This is a genomic window from Psychrobacillus sp. BM2, assembly GCF_048572895.1.
In the GTDB taxonomy this organism is placed as follows: Bacteria; Bacillota; Bacilli; order Bacillales_A; family Planococcaceae; genus Psychrobacillus.
In genome coordinates this window covers 3,142,530-3,157,546 of record NZ_CP183878.1, presented here as the reverse complement: position 1 = coordinate 3,157,546, position 15,017 = coordinate 3,142,530, and the positions used below count along the sequence as shown (strand labels likewise).

18 protein-coding genes are annotated in these 15,017 nt (G+C 35.7%); 17 read left to right on the top strand and 1 reads right to left on the bottom strand.

The features are described from left to right. Positions 1-3: 3 nt before the first annotated feature. Positions 4-258: a phospholipase gene (locus ACN6MX_RS15570; RefSeq protein WP_419962641.1), complete on the bottom strand. Its 255-nt coding sequence runs from the start codon at positions 256-258 to the stop codon at positions 4-6. A 302-nt stretch (positions 259-560) separates the two neighbouring features. Here ACN6MX_RS15570 and ACN6MX_RS15565 point away from each other — a divergent pair, with 302 nt between their 5' ends. From ACN6MX_RS15565 to ACN6MX_RS15485, 17 genes are all read left to right on the top strand, one after another. Then, complete coding sequence (locus ACN6MX_RS15565; protein ID WP_419959753.1) at positions 561-1,559, top strand: glutathione S-transferase family protein; 999 nt, start codon at positions 561-563, stop codon at positions 1,557-1,559. Between the two features lie 4 nt (positions 1,560-1,563). Continuing rightward, complete coding sequence (locus tag ACN6MX_RS15560) at positions 1,564-2,076, top strand: GNAT family N-acetyltransferase (protein ID WP_419959752.1); 513 nt, start codon at positions 1,564-1,566, stop codon at positions 2,074-2,076. Between the two features lie 833 nt (positions 2,077-2,909). Beyond that, positions 2,910-3,254, top strand: coding sequence for a PadR family transcriptional regulator (locus tag ACN6MX_RS15555; protein WP_419959751.1), 345 nt, complete (start codon positions 2,910-2,912; stop codon positions 3,252-3,254). Then, on the top strand, positions 3,223-4,410 hold the full coding sequence (locus ACN6MX_RS15550; RefSeq protein ID WP_419959750.1) for a DUF2812 domain-containing protein: 1,188 nt from the start codon (positions 3,223-3,225) through the stop codon (positions 4,408-4,410). Before ACN6MX_RS15555 ends, ACN6MX_RS15550 begins: the two co-directional genes overlap by 32 nt. Before the next feature lie 197 nt (positions 4,411-4,607). Then, positions 4,608-5,096: a GGDEF domain-containing protein gene (locus ACN6MX_RS15545; RefSeq protein ID WP_419959749.1), complete on the top strand. Its 489-nt coding sequence runs from the start codon at positions 4,608-4,610 to the stop codon at positions 5,094-5,096. 111 nt (positions 5,097-5,207) lie between these two features. After that, positions 5,208-5,906, top strand: a complete 699-nt coding sequence (locus ACN6MX_RS15540) for a TIGR02206 family membrane protein (RefSeq protein ID WP_419959748.1) — start codon at positions 5,208-5,210, stop codon at positions 5,904-5,906. Further along, on the top strand, positions 5,907-6,683 hold the full coding sequence (locus tag ACN6MX_RS15535) for a class I SAM-dependent methyltransferase (protein ID WP_419959747.1): 777 nt from the start codon (positions 5,907-5,909) through the stop codon (positions 6,681-6,683). A 71-nt stretch (positions 6,684-6,754) separates the two neighbouring features. Continuing rightward, complete coding sequence (locus ACN6MX_RS15530; protein ID WP_419959746.1) at positions 6,755-7,540, top strand: SDR family oxidoreductase; 786 nt, start codon at positions 6,755-6,757, stop codon at positions 7,538-7,540. Positions 7,541-7,714: 174 nt separating this feature from the next. After that, positions 7,715-8,176, top strand: a complete 462-nt coding sequence (locus ACN6MX_RS15525; protein WP_419959745.1) for a hypothetical protein — start codon at positions 7,715-7,717, stop codon at positions 8,174-8,176. Between the two features lie 600 nt (positions 8,177-8,776). Beyond that, positions 8,777-9,265: a GNAT family N-acetyltransferase gene (locus ACN6MX_RS15520; RefSeq protein ID WP_419959744.1), complete on the top strand. Its 489-nt coding sequence runs from the start codon at positions 8,777-8,779 to the stop codon at positions 9,263-9,265. Between the two features lie 128 nt (positions 9,266-9,393). Continuing rightward, the gene (locus tag ACN6MX_RS15515) at positions 9,394-10,293 is read left to right on the top strand and encodes a S16 family serine protease (RefSeq protein WP_419959743.1); all 900 of its coding nucleotides are present in this window, start codon (positions 9,394-9,396) and stop codon (positions 10,291-10,293) included. 17 nt (positions 10,294-10,310) lie between these two features. Beyond that, entirely contained in the window at positions 10,311-11,066 is a 756-nt protein-coding gene (locus ACN6MX_RS15510) for a class I SAM-dependent methyltransferase (protein WP_419959742.1), read from the top strand. A 63-nt stretch (positions 11,067-11,129) separates the two neighbouring features. Next, positions 11,130-11,285 (top strand): hypothetical protein, encoded by a 156-nt coding sequence (locus ACN6MX_RS15505; protein ID WP_419959741.1) that lies wholly within the window; start codon positions 11,130-11,132, stop codon positions 11,283-11,285. Positions 11,286-11,473: 188 nt separating this feature from the next. Continuing rightward, entirely contained in the window at positions 11,474-11,728 is a 255-nt protein-coding gene (locus ACN6MX_RS15500) for a hypothetical protein (protein WP_419959740.1), read from the top strand. Between the two features lie 442 nt (positions 11,729-12,170). Then, a complete protein-coding gene (locus ACN6MX_RS15495) occupies positions 12,171-12,485 on the top strand; it encodes a TIGR04104 family putative zinc finger protein (protein WP_419959739.1) in 315 nt (104 codons plus the stop codon). Between the two features lie 557 nt (positions 12,486-13,042). Continuing rightward, positions 13,043-13,732 carry a response regulator transcription factor gene (locus ACN6MX_RS15490; RefSeq protein WP_419959738.1) on the top strand — a complete coding sequence of 230 codons (690 nt, stop codon included), beginning with the start codon at positions 13,043-13,045 and terminating at the stop codon, positions 13,730-13,732. Next, positions 13,729-14,967, top strand: coding sequence for a sensor histidine kinase (locus ACN6MX_RS15485; RefSeq protein WP_419959737.1), 1,239 nt, complete (start codon positions 13,729-13,731; stop codon positions 14,965-14,967). Before ACN6MX_RS15490 ends, ACN6MX_RS15485 begins: the two co-directional genes overlap by 4 nt. Positions 14,968-15,017: the final 50 nt, after the last annotated feature.

Sequence of the window (15,017 nt, the reverse complement as noted above, 5' to 3'; positions counted from 1 at the left end):
TCTCTAGTTCCTAGAATTTTTACACATGAAAGCAGTTTGTACTTTCATATAATTATAAAGGATACGGGCATGCCTTCCTTTTTGTGAATAGCTATTTATTTTTGGTTGTAGCTTGCTAAGAAACTCGCGGTCACATTCGCACCGATTATTTCCTCTGCGATAACATTCGTCATGGGCTTTACAAGCTGCATCTATCTCATTTATTGGAGCACCAGGTCCACTACAACCGGGACCACACCAATTATACCCAGGCAACACGCAAAAACCACCCTTTCTATTTCTTCTCCATGTCAAATCAAACACCCCCTCAAATTTCTTTATTTTTTTATAATCTATTCAAAAACTTTGATAATGTATAAACTGCTGTCTATTCAAGTGCTATTTCTTTTAAGATATATTTAAAATGTACTACATTAGAAAGGAACGATTAAATTCGGACAAAACAGCAACTCATTAATTTAAATCTTTTCCAAATATATACCTTGACTTCAAGATAATAATTCCCTAAAATTAACTAAACCAAGTGAAAAACTATGTTTTATAAAAGAGGATGATGAGAAGTGGAAGAAACAAAGAATCAGGTACCAACTGAAGTCGATGAAAAGGGTAAGTTTATTCGTCAAAAAAATCGTTTTGCTACACCTTTTGGAAGTGAACCTGGGGAGCTTCCAGTAGAAGCTGGAAGATATCGCCTTCTATGGGCGGCTGTTTGTCCATGGGCACATCGTTCTGTCATTGTGCGAAGTGTACTCGGGTTAGAGGATGTTATTAGCTTAGGAACAGCAAGTCCGATGCGTCCGAATATTGAGCGGGTCGACTGGGAATTTTCATTGGATGAAAATGGAGTAGATCCTGTTTTAGGTATTCAATATATAAGTGAAGTATATCTTCAAGCAGATGCTACATATGAGGGCAGACCAACTGTCCCTGTCATTGTCGATGTGGCAGAGAAAAAGGCGGTTAACAATGATTACTTCCGATTAACAAACCATCTAGAAATAGCTTGGAAACCGTTCCACAAAGAAAATGCACCAGATTTATATCCAGAGCATTTACGTGAAGAGATTGATGTATTAAGTGATGTTATTTTCCATGAAGTGAATAATGGTGTATATAAATGTGGATTTGCTCGCTCACAGGAAGCATATGAAGAGGCGTATGATGTTTTATTTGCCCGTTTGGATGAAATAGAAAAACGTCTTTCTACGCAACGCTTCTTGTTTGGAGACTATATAACGGATTCTGATGTTCGACTATACGCGACACTTGTACGCTTCGATGTTGCGTATTATGCTGCTTTTAAAACAAATCGAAATCGGATTGTAGATTTCCCAAATTTATGGGGCTACTTTTGCGATTTATATCAAACACCTGGCTTCGGTGATACAACAGATTTTAAAGCGATTAAAATACATTATCATTTATCGAACCATATTGCGAGTGACGACCAAAAAGGATCAAATAACATACTACCAAAAGGTCCAGATACGTCAATCTTCAACTTAAAGCATGATCGTGAAGCGTTAAGTGGCAAGCAAGAAAAATTTCTTATTCAATAAGGGGATGGAGAACTTGATCATACGTGATTCAAAAGAGGATGAATTAGCATTTATCCGTGAAATGAGATTACTGGCATATGAGGAGCATACTACCAAAATACCGGAAGCGCATTGGAACACTCTTAAGAAATCCATTTTATCGGATGCAGATACGAAACCCGGCATTGAACGAATAGTAGCAGAAATTGATGGCGAAATTGTTGGAAGTGTTGCCTTGTTTGCACCGGATAAGCAAATATATGAAGGCTTATTAGATGAAGAATTGGATTTTCCAGAGCTACGTATGCTAGCAATATCAACAAAAGCTAGGGGAAAAGGTGTAGCTACAGCACTCATCAATGAATGCATAAAGCGCTCAAAAGAGAAAGGCTTCAAGGAGATGGGACTTCATACCGCAGATTTTATGGGAAATGCGATTAAACTATATAGTCATCTCGGATTTGAACGTCTACCGCAATTTGATTTTGAACCGGCTAATGATGGAATTATCGTAAAAGCATTTCGCATTACGGTTTAATTAAAGTTGAATGTGATAAATTTGCTTTAAGACTTATCTTCGTGGAAAACCAGTGAAGTATGCTTATTAGACAGATGAATGAATAAAATATAAATTTGATTCAAAAACTTCCGTGAATTTTTTTTTTGAAAGTAATAAAAGAGTACCTGATTCTAAACAACATTAGATTGTTTAGGGTTAGGTACTTTTTTAAAGATTAGCGTATATAAAAATGTCCTATAAATACTGGATTCATGAAACTTAAGAGAACAAAAAATCCTATGATTTTTGTTTCAGGTGGACGCCTTTCGCGGGTATGGCTTCAGCCTCGGGCCAACAGGATGTTGGTCATAAAGGCTTTGCTACACGATGTGGAGCTCTTAGCGTTCCTACCATAAACGGGGTCTTCAGCTCGCGCTGTTCCCGCCAGAGTCGCCACCTTGCACTACAATCATACTGTTATGCAATGATAGAAGGCGGCAGACAGTTTTTATTTTTCCAGTGGAAATATAGAAAAATAGTTAGTATGTATCGAATAGAGAAGCGAAATAGCGAACGAAATTGTATCTTCGAGAGCTTGCTCATTATATAGGAAAGTTATCTTTTCTATAGTTATCCAAAAAAGCACCAACCAGCATCCCTAAAAAATCAATCGGTAATCATATAGCAAAACGACTATCCAAAGCCCTTCGAAAACGGTAGAAACAGGTTTTGATCTTAGAGGACTGGGCCTTTTTTTGTCCGTTTTTTTGAAATTGAAATAATAATCAAAATATTCTTTGACAAAGAATATGGGAAATAATACTATTATGTTACACGATATATCGCGTAGCATAATAAAAGGAGGCTTGGCTATGGCAAATAATAGCGGTCCTATGACGGAAGCAATGTACTATGTATTATTAGCACTAATAAATCCAAGTCATGGATATAGTCTTATGCGTGCTATAACAGAGGTTTCACATGGAAGAGTTGATATGGGACCTGGAACACTTTATGGAGTTCTTGCGCGTATTCAAAAAGATGGTCTCATCACTTTATCCGAAGATGATGGCAGAAGAAAAATATACACAATTACAGCGGAAGGAAAAGATGCTCTTCGGAATGAATATAATCGGTTGATAGCGTTAGTTGATGATGGGAAAATTATGAAAGAGGGTGATGGGGATGAAAGTAGTTCTAAAACTGAGACCAAGTAATTATTGGCGTATTGGTGAGCATGAGAGTTGGTTTTCCGATATGGCCAAGGAAGGGTTACATCTAAGAAAGGTCGGCTCGATGTTTGTGCATTTTATTAAAGAAGAGCCTAAAGAGACGCGATACAGGATAGATGCAATACACAACAAAGAGATCACATTGGAACAACAGCAAATGTATGTTGAAAGTGGATGGTCTTATGTGACAAGATATGGAATGTTTAGTGTGTTTTCTTCTCCAGTTGAGTTAAATGCACCTGAATTACATACTGATCCTGAGGAACAAGCCTATACTTTGAAGGCACTTGATAAAAAGATTGCGAGTAGTGCCTTATGGGCAGCGATTAGTACATTATTGCTTATAGGGCTAATCTACTTTTCCATATTCTTCAATTCCACTCCTACGCTTTTCCTTGTAGAGGGGGAAACTATTCAGCCTTTGACTTTATTTATAATTATTTACTTAGCATATAGTGCTATACGGGCAGCAGTGGCAATACGTTCTTTAAGAAGAAAACTAAAAGAAGGTAAGGCGATTGATCACGCTGCTCCATGGAAAAGAATGCGCAATGTAAATTTAATCGTTTCAAATGTACTTATTGTTATAGCGATTATTACTGCTATTATTCCATATATTCAAATTGCCTTGAGAGAGACTGCAGAAATGCCAATGGATAGTATTGATATTCCTATAGTAAGACTTATGGATGTTGAACAGAATACCCAAATGGTAAGATACAAACCCTATATGCAAGATGATATTGATAGAGGAAATAGTTATACCTATAAATGGAGTATATTAGCTCCTATTCAGTATGAAGCAGAAGAGAAGGGTATTGTTCATGAGCAAGAATGGCGGGATGGCAGTGGCGTGTATTCGCCAAGTATTCACTCACAGGTTTATAAAATTATTTTTCCGTCTATGAGTGAAAACCTTGTAGACGATTTGATAGAAAGATATGTGTTCGAAGGAAATGAAAAATTATTACGGTTGGAACATAGTGGTTTTGATCTTTTAATAGTGAAAGAGGATGACGAAAAGAAAGAAATATTTGCTGCTAAAGGAAAAGGCGTAATGTACGTTAGATACTATGGCTATGCAGATATGAAAAGTCTAATAGAGAATGTTGCACAGCAAATTAATACAATTGCTGAATAATCTTTTATAAGCATCAATTAACATATAGTATCATCTTCAAATAACGATTTATCTTAGGAGTACCTAGTTCTAACAGTTTAGCTTGTTGTTGGAATAGGTTCTTTTGTCTAGAATAATATTGCTATTTAACTAGTCTGAATATAAAATTAGTTAAAGACTAAGAGTCAGAAAAGAGTGGATTTGTTATCTATGATGAATTGACACAGTTACCAAACCGTAAGCATGTGACAAAGTATTTGGATGAGGTATTGGATGAAGGAAATGAAGATTTACAAGTTGCACTTTGTATAATCAATATCGACTATTTCCAACGTTATAATGATTTTCATGGTCGTTCGGAAGGGAATCGTTGTTTGATGCATGTCGCTGATTGTATGAAGGCAGTTATGGGTAATCATGAAGGAGTTTTAAGTCGTTTTGGTGGAGATGAATTTGTTTGTTTTTTAACAGATACTAATCCACAGGAGTTTGCTCAATTTGCTGAAACTTTGAGAGAAGCTGTCGAACGCTTAAGCTTACTGTTTTGTTGGGAGCAGCATTCCTTTCAAGTGACTATTAGTGTTGGCGGCGTTCATGGGCTACAGAGCCAGTTTGAGGATAAGGCAGAAATCTTTTCTATAGCAGGTGAAGAGTTATATCAAGCGAAAACGACTGGACGTAATAAAGTGAAAATTAAATTCAAATGACGAAAGCTACTCGATGAGATGAATCAAGTAGCTTTTTGACTCGGCTTTCATGTAAAGGAAATAGAAAATCTTTAGCCGAATATTAATAGAATAGGAGTAGGAGGTAAAAGATTGGAATCCAGATTTGAAATGTTTTCCTCAGTACATATAAATTCAATGATTACATTATGTTTACTTATCCTTCTGCTTTTTTTTAGTAGAAATAGGTGGCCTATTCAACAACAGAAAATTCAATTCATCGAACGTTTTTTTGCTCTTACTTTATTCATAATGGACGGTTGGTATTATATATGGCTTGTTCAAACAGGAAGATGGGACTTTGGCAACTCATTGCCACTTGAACTATGCAGTCTTAGTTTAATTGTAACAATTGTTTTGCTCTGGACAGGGAACAAGAAGCTCTATCCCTTTGTTTTTTACGCAGGTATTGGAGGGGCTATTCAGGCGGTTGCTACGCCGGTTTTAGATATTAACTTTCCTCATTTTAGGTTCTTCCATTTTTTTTATACGCATTTTGGAATTATTTTAACTGCTCTTTATTTTACTTGGGTGAAAGGATACAAACCTACCTTCAAGGGGGTCATCCAGACGATGATTACATTAAATGTGTCGCTACCCATCATATTTGCTATAAACTTTCTAGTTGAAGGCAATTATATGTTTTTACGAGAAAAGCCTAAAGGTGGAAGCTTGCTGGACTTTTTAGGTCCTTATCCATGGTATATTTTATCACTAGAATTCGTTGCGCTTATTGTGTTTAGCTGTTTATGGCTCTTGTTTAAGGAGCGGATAAAGAAAGGGAGAGTGTAGATGTTAAATAATCCAACAACCTTTTCTGAATGGTTAACACCACATTCCATAGAATGGTATCAACAACTTTCAGAATTACAGGGTGTTTATAAATATACCTGGGATTCTACAATTACTGGTCCTACCGGAGAGTCCAATTTTGACGAAGAAGTAACAAAGATGATAAAAAATAAAAAAGTTCTAGATGTTGGCTGTGGGCATGGCGAGTTTACTAAATATTGTAGTTTGTTTGCAAAACAGATAGTAGGTTTTGATGTAACCGAAAATTTCTTAGAAGTTGCAAAGATGAATGAAAAGCCGAATCTTTCATTCGTTGTCGGAAATACAAAACAAGGATTACCTTTTGAAAACGAGGAGTTTGAATGTGCGTACATCCGAAAGGGACCTACTTCTGCTTATCCTGCCCTTCAAGAAATAGTTCAAAAGGGAGGAACAATTCTCGGGCTTCATCCCGGTGATGGGTCCGCAAAAGAACTTCCTCTAATTTTCCCAAATCTATTTGGCCACTCTTTTGGTACACCAATATTAAATAAAATAAATCATCAACTGGAGATTAGCAGCTTTACTTCAGCTGAACTAGAGCATGTTACAAGTACTGAATATCTGCATTCTCCTATAGATATATTAAAAATACGCTGTTTTGGTCAAAAGTCTTCTGTTTATGAAAGACTAAAGGAAGAAGATTTATCGGAAATTACAAGAATATTTGATGAAAATAGTACAAAACAAGGTCTAGCTATAACCCATTCTCGCTATATCGTTCATTTAACTGTTTAGACGAAAGAAGTGTTTTATATATTTCTGGTAGGGAACAGAAAATAGAAGACACTTATGTAGGAGGAATAATAATGAGTAAAACGATTTTTATCACAGGGGCGGGTAGTGGACTTGGAAGAGGTGCTGCAATTGGACTTGCTAAGAAGGGTCATTATTTAATCGCTACGACAGAAAATACTGCTCAGAAAACCGACCTTTTACGAGAAGCTAACGAGTTAGGTTTAGATATGGAAATATTTAAGATGGACATTACAAATGAACGTGACCGCGCTCAAATGGAAGATTATGATTTTGATATTTTTGTTGCTAACGCTGCTATCAATGAGGGAGGGCCCTTAGGAGAGGTGCCGATGGATCGATTTCGTGCATTATTTGAAGTAAATGTCTTTGCTACTTTAGAAACTGTACAGATTGCTGCTAAGAAATTTGTGAGTAAGGGTAGTGGAAAGATAATCTTTATGAGTTCTGTTGCAGGTGTATCCGCGACCCCATATGTAGGCCCATATACTGCTACCAAGCATGCTATTGAAGGAATTGCCAAGACTCTGCAAAAAGAATTAAAGGAATTCGGAGTACAAGTGGCAACGATTAATCCTGGACCCTATAACACAGGATTTAATGATAGAAGTGCGGAGGAAAAATATAAATGGTATAATGAAGAAAGTAATTTCACTAATAAGGAAGATATGCAGAAACAAGAAGAGCAGTTAAAAAATCAATTCGATCCCGAAGATATGATTGGGAAAATGATTGAAATCATACCTGCGGACCATCATAAATTTCGCACTATGCATCCAGAGGAAACTGAACAACAAGCTAAACAAGCTCAACAAGAACGCTGGGATATGGAAATTTAGTAACTTTCATATAGGAGGTAGAGCTAACCAATACACTGGTGCTCTACTTTTTTTATGTAGATGTGATGTAGGTGGAGCGGTCGAATTGCTTTTAGGATTTCGGTAAATTGTATAAAGGAATAAAACTTTTTATTTTACTAAAGGGTCTAATTCATAAAGGAGAGTGTTTACGCAATGAGCTTATTTAAAAAGTCGAGTTGGAGTATGGTTGTTCTAGCAATGTTAAGTATTATTTTGCTGGGAGCCTGTTCGGAAGAGGAAACAACAAAAGATGTAAAAACCCCAGGAGAACAATTGGCTATCATAAAGAATTATGAGCTGTCTACAAGAGATCTAGTTTTAGATGAGATTGAATGGATCGAGGAATCCGACACAGATAGAATTAAGGAATTAGGATTAGATGTAGAGAAAGATCTACCTACTGGATTTGTGATGTATAACGAAACTAAAGAAGAAGTAAGCATGAAGTTAGCAGAGGACGCAGAGTTCTTACTTGTAAATCAAGAGAATCCTTCGGAGCCTAGAGTAGTAGATGAGAAAGAATTTATCTCATACTTATTGGCTGTCAAAGGTCCTTATTATGTAACAGTTGAAAATGATGTAGTAGTGAAAGTGGAAGAAAAGTATATGCCATGATGATGGAAAAGCGCTTAGTTACTGTTTGAAGACAGTAACTAAGTGCTTTTTTTGTTGCGTTAGCCCCACCTCGGTCGTATAAAGCAGCGTTGCGGGCGAATAGTGGATTAGAGCGAGCGAATGGCATATTATCCCGGGCGTTCACTAGGTTATGGGCTATTCAAGTAAATTTATGGGCTGTAGTAGTAGTTTTTAGGGCTATATTGGTGACATTATGGGCGAAATCCTGATTTATGGATGGATTCAGCAGAATTATGGGCTATTTTTTCATTTCTAAGGGCGGTTTACTCACACTCAACGTAACGTGTTCAAAATCACAGGCACAAGAAGTAGGGTAAGACCAGTTATTCCAACAACTATTATTATAAACTGTATATATCCCAATTTTTGATTCCAAATTGGGGTTAAGAATGCAACCGGAACTAACTGATACATAGCCCCCATAGCATATGATAATCATTTTCAATTAAAGAGGCAGTGACCTACATCACTTTATGGAAAAACTTTAGCACTGCCAGTAGTTTAATATTAAAGGAGGGATTAGATGCTATTAGTAGAATGTAATATAAGAAATGAACTAATAAAAGGGAATGAAATTTAATGTATAGTTTTAAAAAAATGACACAGCATCAAGCAGAAAATATAGCTAGCAGCTGGCATTATAATGATGAATATTCTTTTTACGATATGGATGCAGATGAAGAAGATCTAGTAGAGTTTTTAGACCCAAAACAGCGCGGTGAGTCCATGTTTGTTGTCATGAATAGTCAAGAGATTATAGGTTATTTTTGTTTTAATAGAATAGATAAAGAAACAATCGATATAGGCTTAGGGATGAAACCAAATCTAACAGGAGGTGGAAAAGGAGTCGAGTTCCTAAAAGCTGGCTTAAATTTTGCCAAATTAACATATAATCCAGATCAAATTACATTATCAGTAGCTACCTTTAATCTTCGAGCTATAAAAGTGTATAAAAAAGTTGGATTCGAGGAAGTGCAAACCTTTATGCAGACTACAAATGGAGACTGTTTTGAATTTCTTAGAATGATTTACAAATGCAAGAATGAACTGAATAGTGCGTTCCAATAAACATCCCGGAGCATATTTATTTCTCCATCTAGCAGATAAGTAGTAAGAAGGGATTAATGATTGGGTGTCGAAGTAGTTATTGGAGCTTAAGGTCTCCTGTTCCTATAATGAAGAAAGTAGGTATAAGTTTGAATGTCATAAAAAAGAATTTACCATTTCTATTTATGTTTTTTGTCCTCATTATTTTTTATTCTATTATGTTAACCGCTTATTATAATGATCTCATAAATGGTTTTGTTTATATAGGAGTAATGATAGTTGCATTTGCAATAATGTTAGTTCCTTTAATAATTTTTCGAAATGATAGGAAAAGGGTACGACGTTTTAGTTGGATTGCCCTATACCTTGGGGTTTTATTATGTTTTGAAACACCACTTTTATGGTACGAATCTAATACGTATATGGTTAGTCAGCATGCTGAACCGATAGAAGCTTTCGATAATTCGGGAATCCACTTAATGCTTGTAACTACTTTTGAAATTGGATACCTAGAAGATAAGGAACTTATCATGGAAGGACTACAACAAGATAATTTAGACATCATAGACTTATATAAAGTTACCAATAAAATTCGTTACCGGAGTAAAAATAGTGAGATCCTTCGATGGTTAAAAATTCAAAAAGATGATTTCACTATTATGAAAGATAATGTAACTCGTTATCTCGTAGATGAAACGAATAGTATCGATGATGTTTTAAATAGAAATGATATTTCTGGTGATAGTGTGGGACTTGGATTAGCACTATCAGGTCTGATTGGAGAAGGGACACTAGAAAATAATTTAACTTTTGGCGTGACTGGTGCTTTAAGTGCAACAGGTGATGTAAAGGCAATTGGCATGATCAAAGAAAAAGTATTGATAGCAGCCGAACATGCATATCCATATATGATTATTCCTAGTGAGAATGCAAAGGAAGCTAATGAAGTGAAGAAAATGCACAATCTTAAAGTGGAAATATTTGATGTTAACCATATTGATCGGGCTATGGTTCTTATCAAAGAACTCAATGAAGATCATGCAAAATAAAAGAAGGGGTGGGAATTATGACTTCTGAAATCATAAAACAAAACAAGAAAAGTTGGGATAAGGTAGCGCACCATTTTAATGGAGTAGATGCGTTACCTAGTTATGGTCCATTTGCTCAAACTGAAGAAGAATTAGGGTTATTGGAAGAAATGGCAAACAAAAAAGTACTAGATATAGGTTGCGGAAGTGGACACTCATTATTGTATATGGCGGATAGAAGGGCTAGCGAATTATGGGGAGTTGATCTTTCTGAGAAGCAGATTAAGGTTGCAGAGGAAACGCTAAAAAATTTAGATACTCATTTATTCTGTTCCCCGATGGAAGTCGATATTGGATTACCGAAATTGTATTTTGACTGTGTATATTCGATCTATGCTATTGGATGGACTACCGATTTGACTGCTACCTTTAAATTAATTTATTCCTATTTGAAGCCAGGAGGAAGCTTTGTATTTAGTTGGGATCATCCGTTATATCCTCATATTGCCAGTCAAGATGGGAAACTTAGACTAAATGGGTCCTACCAGGAGGAAGGATTTACAACATATATGAACTTTAAAGGCGAAGATGCTCCTATGGTAATTCCTAAAAGAAAATTGAGTACATATATCAATGAATTGATAAAAGTAGGATTCACGATTGACTCTGTAATAGAAAGTGACGTATCAGCAAATTATAAATCGGCTCAAGGGGAAGTATCTGATCGATATTATTCTTTATACAAAGCAAAAAGATTTCCAACTACTATGATTATTAAAGTCATAAAAAAATAGTTTGGTATACCTGATGAAGAAGTTCAAATAATAGATTTGATTTCATATCCAGAATGTTCAGCTTTGCCATTAGACACATTAGCTTACTTCACAGAAGAACATAAAAAGGGTGTAAACTTTGGGATGTTCGCATATATTCCTCATATTTTGAGTTTAGGAAACATTGATGTTAAAGATGTAAATATAATTAATTGGAGTGTTGCTCCAGTTCACGCATAATTACACTTAAGCTAAACTGGCTACTTTAGCCTGCACGGTTGTCATTAGATAGCTTTTATTTTTATTCAACTAAAGGTATGGTTTAGCTGAATAATAAGGGTTTTGAAAAAGGAGATAGAAGTACTTGTTATAGGGAATTATTTAAGAAGGTTAATAAGAGTAAATTGTAATGAGAAAAGAGGATTCAAATGAACTTAAAGCATTTTCTTTCTGGTGCTTCAGTAGCGTTTGTGGTTATTCTGTTTAGACTAATTGATGAATATGTAATCGACATTCCTACATTATTAGGTGCATTTATGGTAGCTATCTTTTCAGGGGTTGTTATCAAAGTTGTTCAATCTATATCAACATTAGATAGAGAACTAAAAAAAACTACGTATTTGACTTTATGGACAATAGCTTTTGTCTGTTCATTAGGTTCTTTTCATTTCTTTGACTTATAATAACGGAACTCAGTATGCGGTCTAAAGCTAACGGGTACTTTACTTCAAGAAGGAGTAAAGCCTTTTTTCTAATTCAACTCGAGGGGCATTTTAGTTGATGAAAGAATTGTTATAATTTTTGTTGAACTAGAAGTATGAGGAGAATTTGGAAAAGAGGTAGTTAAAATGAAAGTTGCTAGATTTCTATATTTTTGTATAGTGTTTATATTTATTGTGTTATTTGTGAATCTTTATATTCTTGATAGACCATACCATCATATAGTTTTCATGATAGTCGGTATAACTTTTATAGCATCTTCATTTGTTTATTATAAATATCAAGAAAAAGCAACAAAGCTATAAAAACGTGAAGTTGCTGAGATATTTAGAATAAAAAAGTAAAAAATATTGTGAAAAATTACAAAGTAACGGGTGCTTTAGCAGAAACAAGGAGGGGATTACAATGCCAAATTGCGATAATTGCCATAACAAGTGGAACTGGAAGCAGACGATTAAAATAACGACGACATTAAATCCTGTAATGACTTGCCCATATTGTGGGGGAAAACAATATCAAACCCAAAAGTCCAAAACAAAAATTGGTTTTCTTACTACCATTGTTTTATTGCCACTTCTTCTTCAACCTTTTTTTGATATACCTGGAGCTTTCTTATTGAGCTTATTTCCCATTTTAGCCGTTATTGTTATTCTTTTATATCCTTTTTTAATGGAATTAAGTAGCAAAGAAGAGTATATAAACTTTTCTAATGATAAATAGTAAAGAAGTATTCAAGAATAGGGTGCGATTGTTGTAACAACAAGAATTGGTACGAGCACTGCAGTAACTATATTTAGTAGTGACGATACACCTGTTAAAAATTATTAACCTACTGAAAACTAGGTGGCATAAGGTATTAATTCTATTTGATTTAAATTGAACACAATCAAAGTGACTCCGGAGTTGTTTTGTTTGTGTTCTTTCTATATTTTATTGATAAATGGAAGATAAGGACATATAAAATCGCAGATGGTTCACTACTTTACAACCCGATTTTTCATGGGGTTCCTTCATGAAGAAGGTCAAATTGCTACTGTGGAAATATTGGAACAAGTAGAAATAGAGCGAGTTATAATTAAGAATTGCGTAGAACTACTTAAGGACGAGGTCTAACTATCATGAATCGGGTTGCTAGAAGAGGTTTTCAGCTTAGTCTGTGGAAATGGTCAATAAGTTATTCGAATTGCTTTTTTATATAATGTATGAAAATATAGAATTCGAAAAACCTTATTATCCAAACATGAAATGAACTTTAGAGATTGAAGGGATATGCCATAATGGATCATAACTTAACAGTATTAATCTGTGACGATAATGTCGCTGTACATGAAAGTATTAATGCCTATTTACAAGCTGAGGGTATGAATAGTGAATCTGCTTACGACGGAGAGATGGGACTCAAGCTCCTCAAAGAAAACAACTTTGATCTTGTGATACTTGATATCATGATGCCCGGTCTATTTGGGACCGAAGTATGTAAGGAAATACGTAAAACCAGTGATATCCCTATCATTATGCTTAGTGCAAGAAGCGAAGAAGTGGATAGGATTGTCGGACTGGAAATTGGTGCCGATGACTATATAACAAAGCCCTTTTCTCCGCGTGAGATAGTAGTAAGGATTAAAACGATACTGAAAAGGGTGCAATCGAAAAAAGAAAATCCCCACCAATTAAAAGCAGGGAATTTGTCCATCGATATTGACGGATATGAAGTTCTGATTAATAATCAAGAAATTGAATTTACTGCAAAAGAGGTGGAGTTATTGGTATTTCTGGTCAAAAACAAAGGGAAAGTGGTCAACCGTGAGGAATTACTGTACAAAGTTTGGGGATATGATTATATCGGAGACACACGCGCAGTCGATACACTGATCAAACGAATTCGTAAGAAGATTGCCAAAGCTTCTCCCGATTTTTGCATAAAATCCGTCTACGGTGTTGGATATAAATTTGAGGTATGTGTATGAAGCGGTTATTTTCAAGCAAGCTGTGGATTGCATTTGTCATCTTAGCGATCTTTATTTCAGGTCAGCTGCTGGGGGCTTTTGCAATCGAACATTACTTTACCAAATCAAAGATCGAAGAACTTCAGCCGTCGCTCACATTGATCGGAGAAGTGGTTGCAGATGGTGAAAAGATAAGCAGAACCGATGATTTTTTAATAAAGGCATATGATGTACATGGAAAGGAAATTGATGTCTACACTAATGAACTTACCTCAAAATCTTCTTCTACGGCGAAAATAAATAAAGAATTAACCTCGTACTTACCGAAAATAATCAGTGGCAAAACTGCAGTTGAAATTCAAGAAATACCGGGATATTCTGCGCAAGCAATTATGATAGGGCAACCACTGGTTCAGGGCAACAAAGTGACAGGTGGTATATATCTGTTAAATGAGGCTCGTGCTTATCAAGCTGCGCTGAATGGTTTTTACCTTGTGTTCTTCATGAGTTTAGCAATTGGAACGATCATCATCCTGTTTTTTCTTGCGATGTTTATAAAAGAGAAAAATCATCTGGAACAAATGCGCAAAGACTATGTCGCCAATATTAGCCATGAACTGAAAACACCGCTCGCATCGATCAAAGCTTTGACAGAGACACTGTCGGACCATGTCGTCACCGACCAAGAAAAAATCGATCAATACTACAGCATCATCTTGAGGGAAAGTATTCGCTTGGAAAAACTCATTTCTGATTTACTGGAATTATCTAGGTTGCAATATAAAAAAACGGCATTTACCAAATCGATGGTGAACACAAAAGAGGTCATATCGAAAGTTACAGAGCCTTTTGCTATTTTGGCAGACGACATGGATGTCCAATTTCTAATCACAGAACGGGCTAAAAGTTTGCCAGTGACCTATTCAAATGAAAATCGCATCACTCAAGTGCTTACCATATTACTGGATAACGCGTTTAAATTCACTCCGGAGCACGGCATAGTGACCATCGATGCCAAAACGACAGCGCGTAAAGCTAAGATTATGGTAATGGACAATGGCCCAGGAATTTCTAAGGAAGTTCTTCCGCACATATTCGAGCGGTTTAACAAGGAAGACTTATCGCATACAAGTACAGGCAGTGGTCTCGGGCTTTCTATTGCACTTGAAATAATGGAACAGCTGGGAGAGAAAATCAGTGTGAAGAGTCAGGCAAATGTTGGAACTACATTTACTATCACCTTAAAAAGAGTATGAAATTTTTTGGGAAAAAAACGTACGTTTTACCTCGTTTTTCTGCCATTTTT

Excerpts from the sequence above, each read along its gene's own strand:
- ACN6MX_RS15560 (WP_419959752.1), top strand. The coding sequence starts at position 1,564 with ATGGAGAACTTGATCATACGTGATTCAAAAGAGGATGAATTAGCATTT.
- ACN6MX_RS15550 (WP_419959750.1), top strand. The coding sequence starts at position 3,223 with ATGAAAGTAGTTCTAAAACTGAGACCAAGTAATTATTGGCGTATTGGT.
- ACN6MX_RS15510 (WP_419959742.1), top strand. The coding sequence starts at position 10,311 with ATGACTTCTGAAATCATAAAACAAAACAAGAAAAGTTGGGATAAGGTA.
- ACN6MX_RS15485 (WP_419959737.1), top strand. The coding sequence starts at position 13,729 with ATGAAGCGGTTATTTTCAAGCAAGCTGTGGATTGCATTTGTCATCTTA.
- ACN6MX_RS15535 (WP_419959747.1), top strand. The coding sequence starts at position 5,907 with ATGTTAAATAATCCAACAACCTTTTCTGAATGGTTAACACCACATTCC.
- ACN6MX_RS15525 (WP_419959745.1), top strand. The coding sequence starts at position 7,715 with ATGAGCTTATTTAAAAAGTCGAGTTGGAGTATGGTTGTTCTAGCAATG.
- ACN6MX_RS15555 (WP_419959751.1), top strand. The coding sequence starts at position 2,910 with ATGGCAAATAATAGCGGTCCTATGACGGAAGCAATGTACTATGTATTA.
- ACN6MX_RS15490 (WP_419959738.1), top strand. The coding sequence starts at position 13,043 with ATGGATCATAACTTAACAGTATTAATCTGTGACGATAATGTCGCTGTA.
- ACN6MX_RS15500 (WP_419959740.1), top strand. The coding sequence starts at position 11,474 with ATGAACTTAAAGCATTTTCTTTCTGGTGCTTCAGTAGCGTTTGTGGTT.
- ACN6MX_RS15520 (WP_419959744.1), top strand. The coding sequence starts at position 8,777 with ATGTATAGTTTTAAAAAAATGACACAGCATCAAGCAGAAAATATAGCT.
- ACN6MX_RS15530 (WP_419959746.1), top strand. The coding sequence starts at position 6,755 with ATGAGTAAAACGATTTTTATCACAGGGGCGGGTAGTGGACTTGGAAGA.
- ACN6MX_RS15495 (WP_419959739.1), top strand. The coding sequence starts at position 12,171 with ATGCCAAATTGCGATAATTGCCATAACAAGTGGAACTGGAAGCAGACG.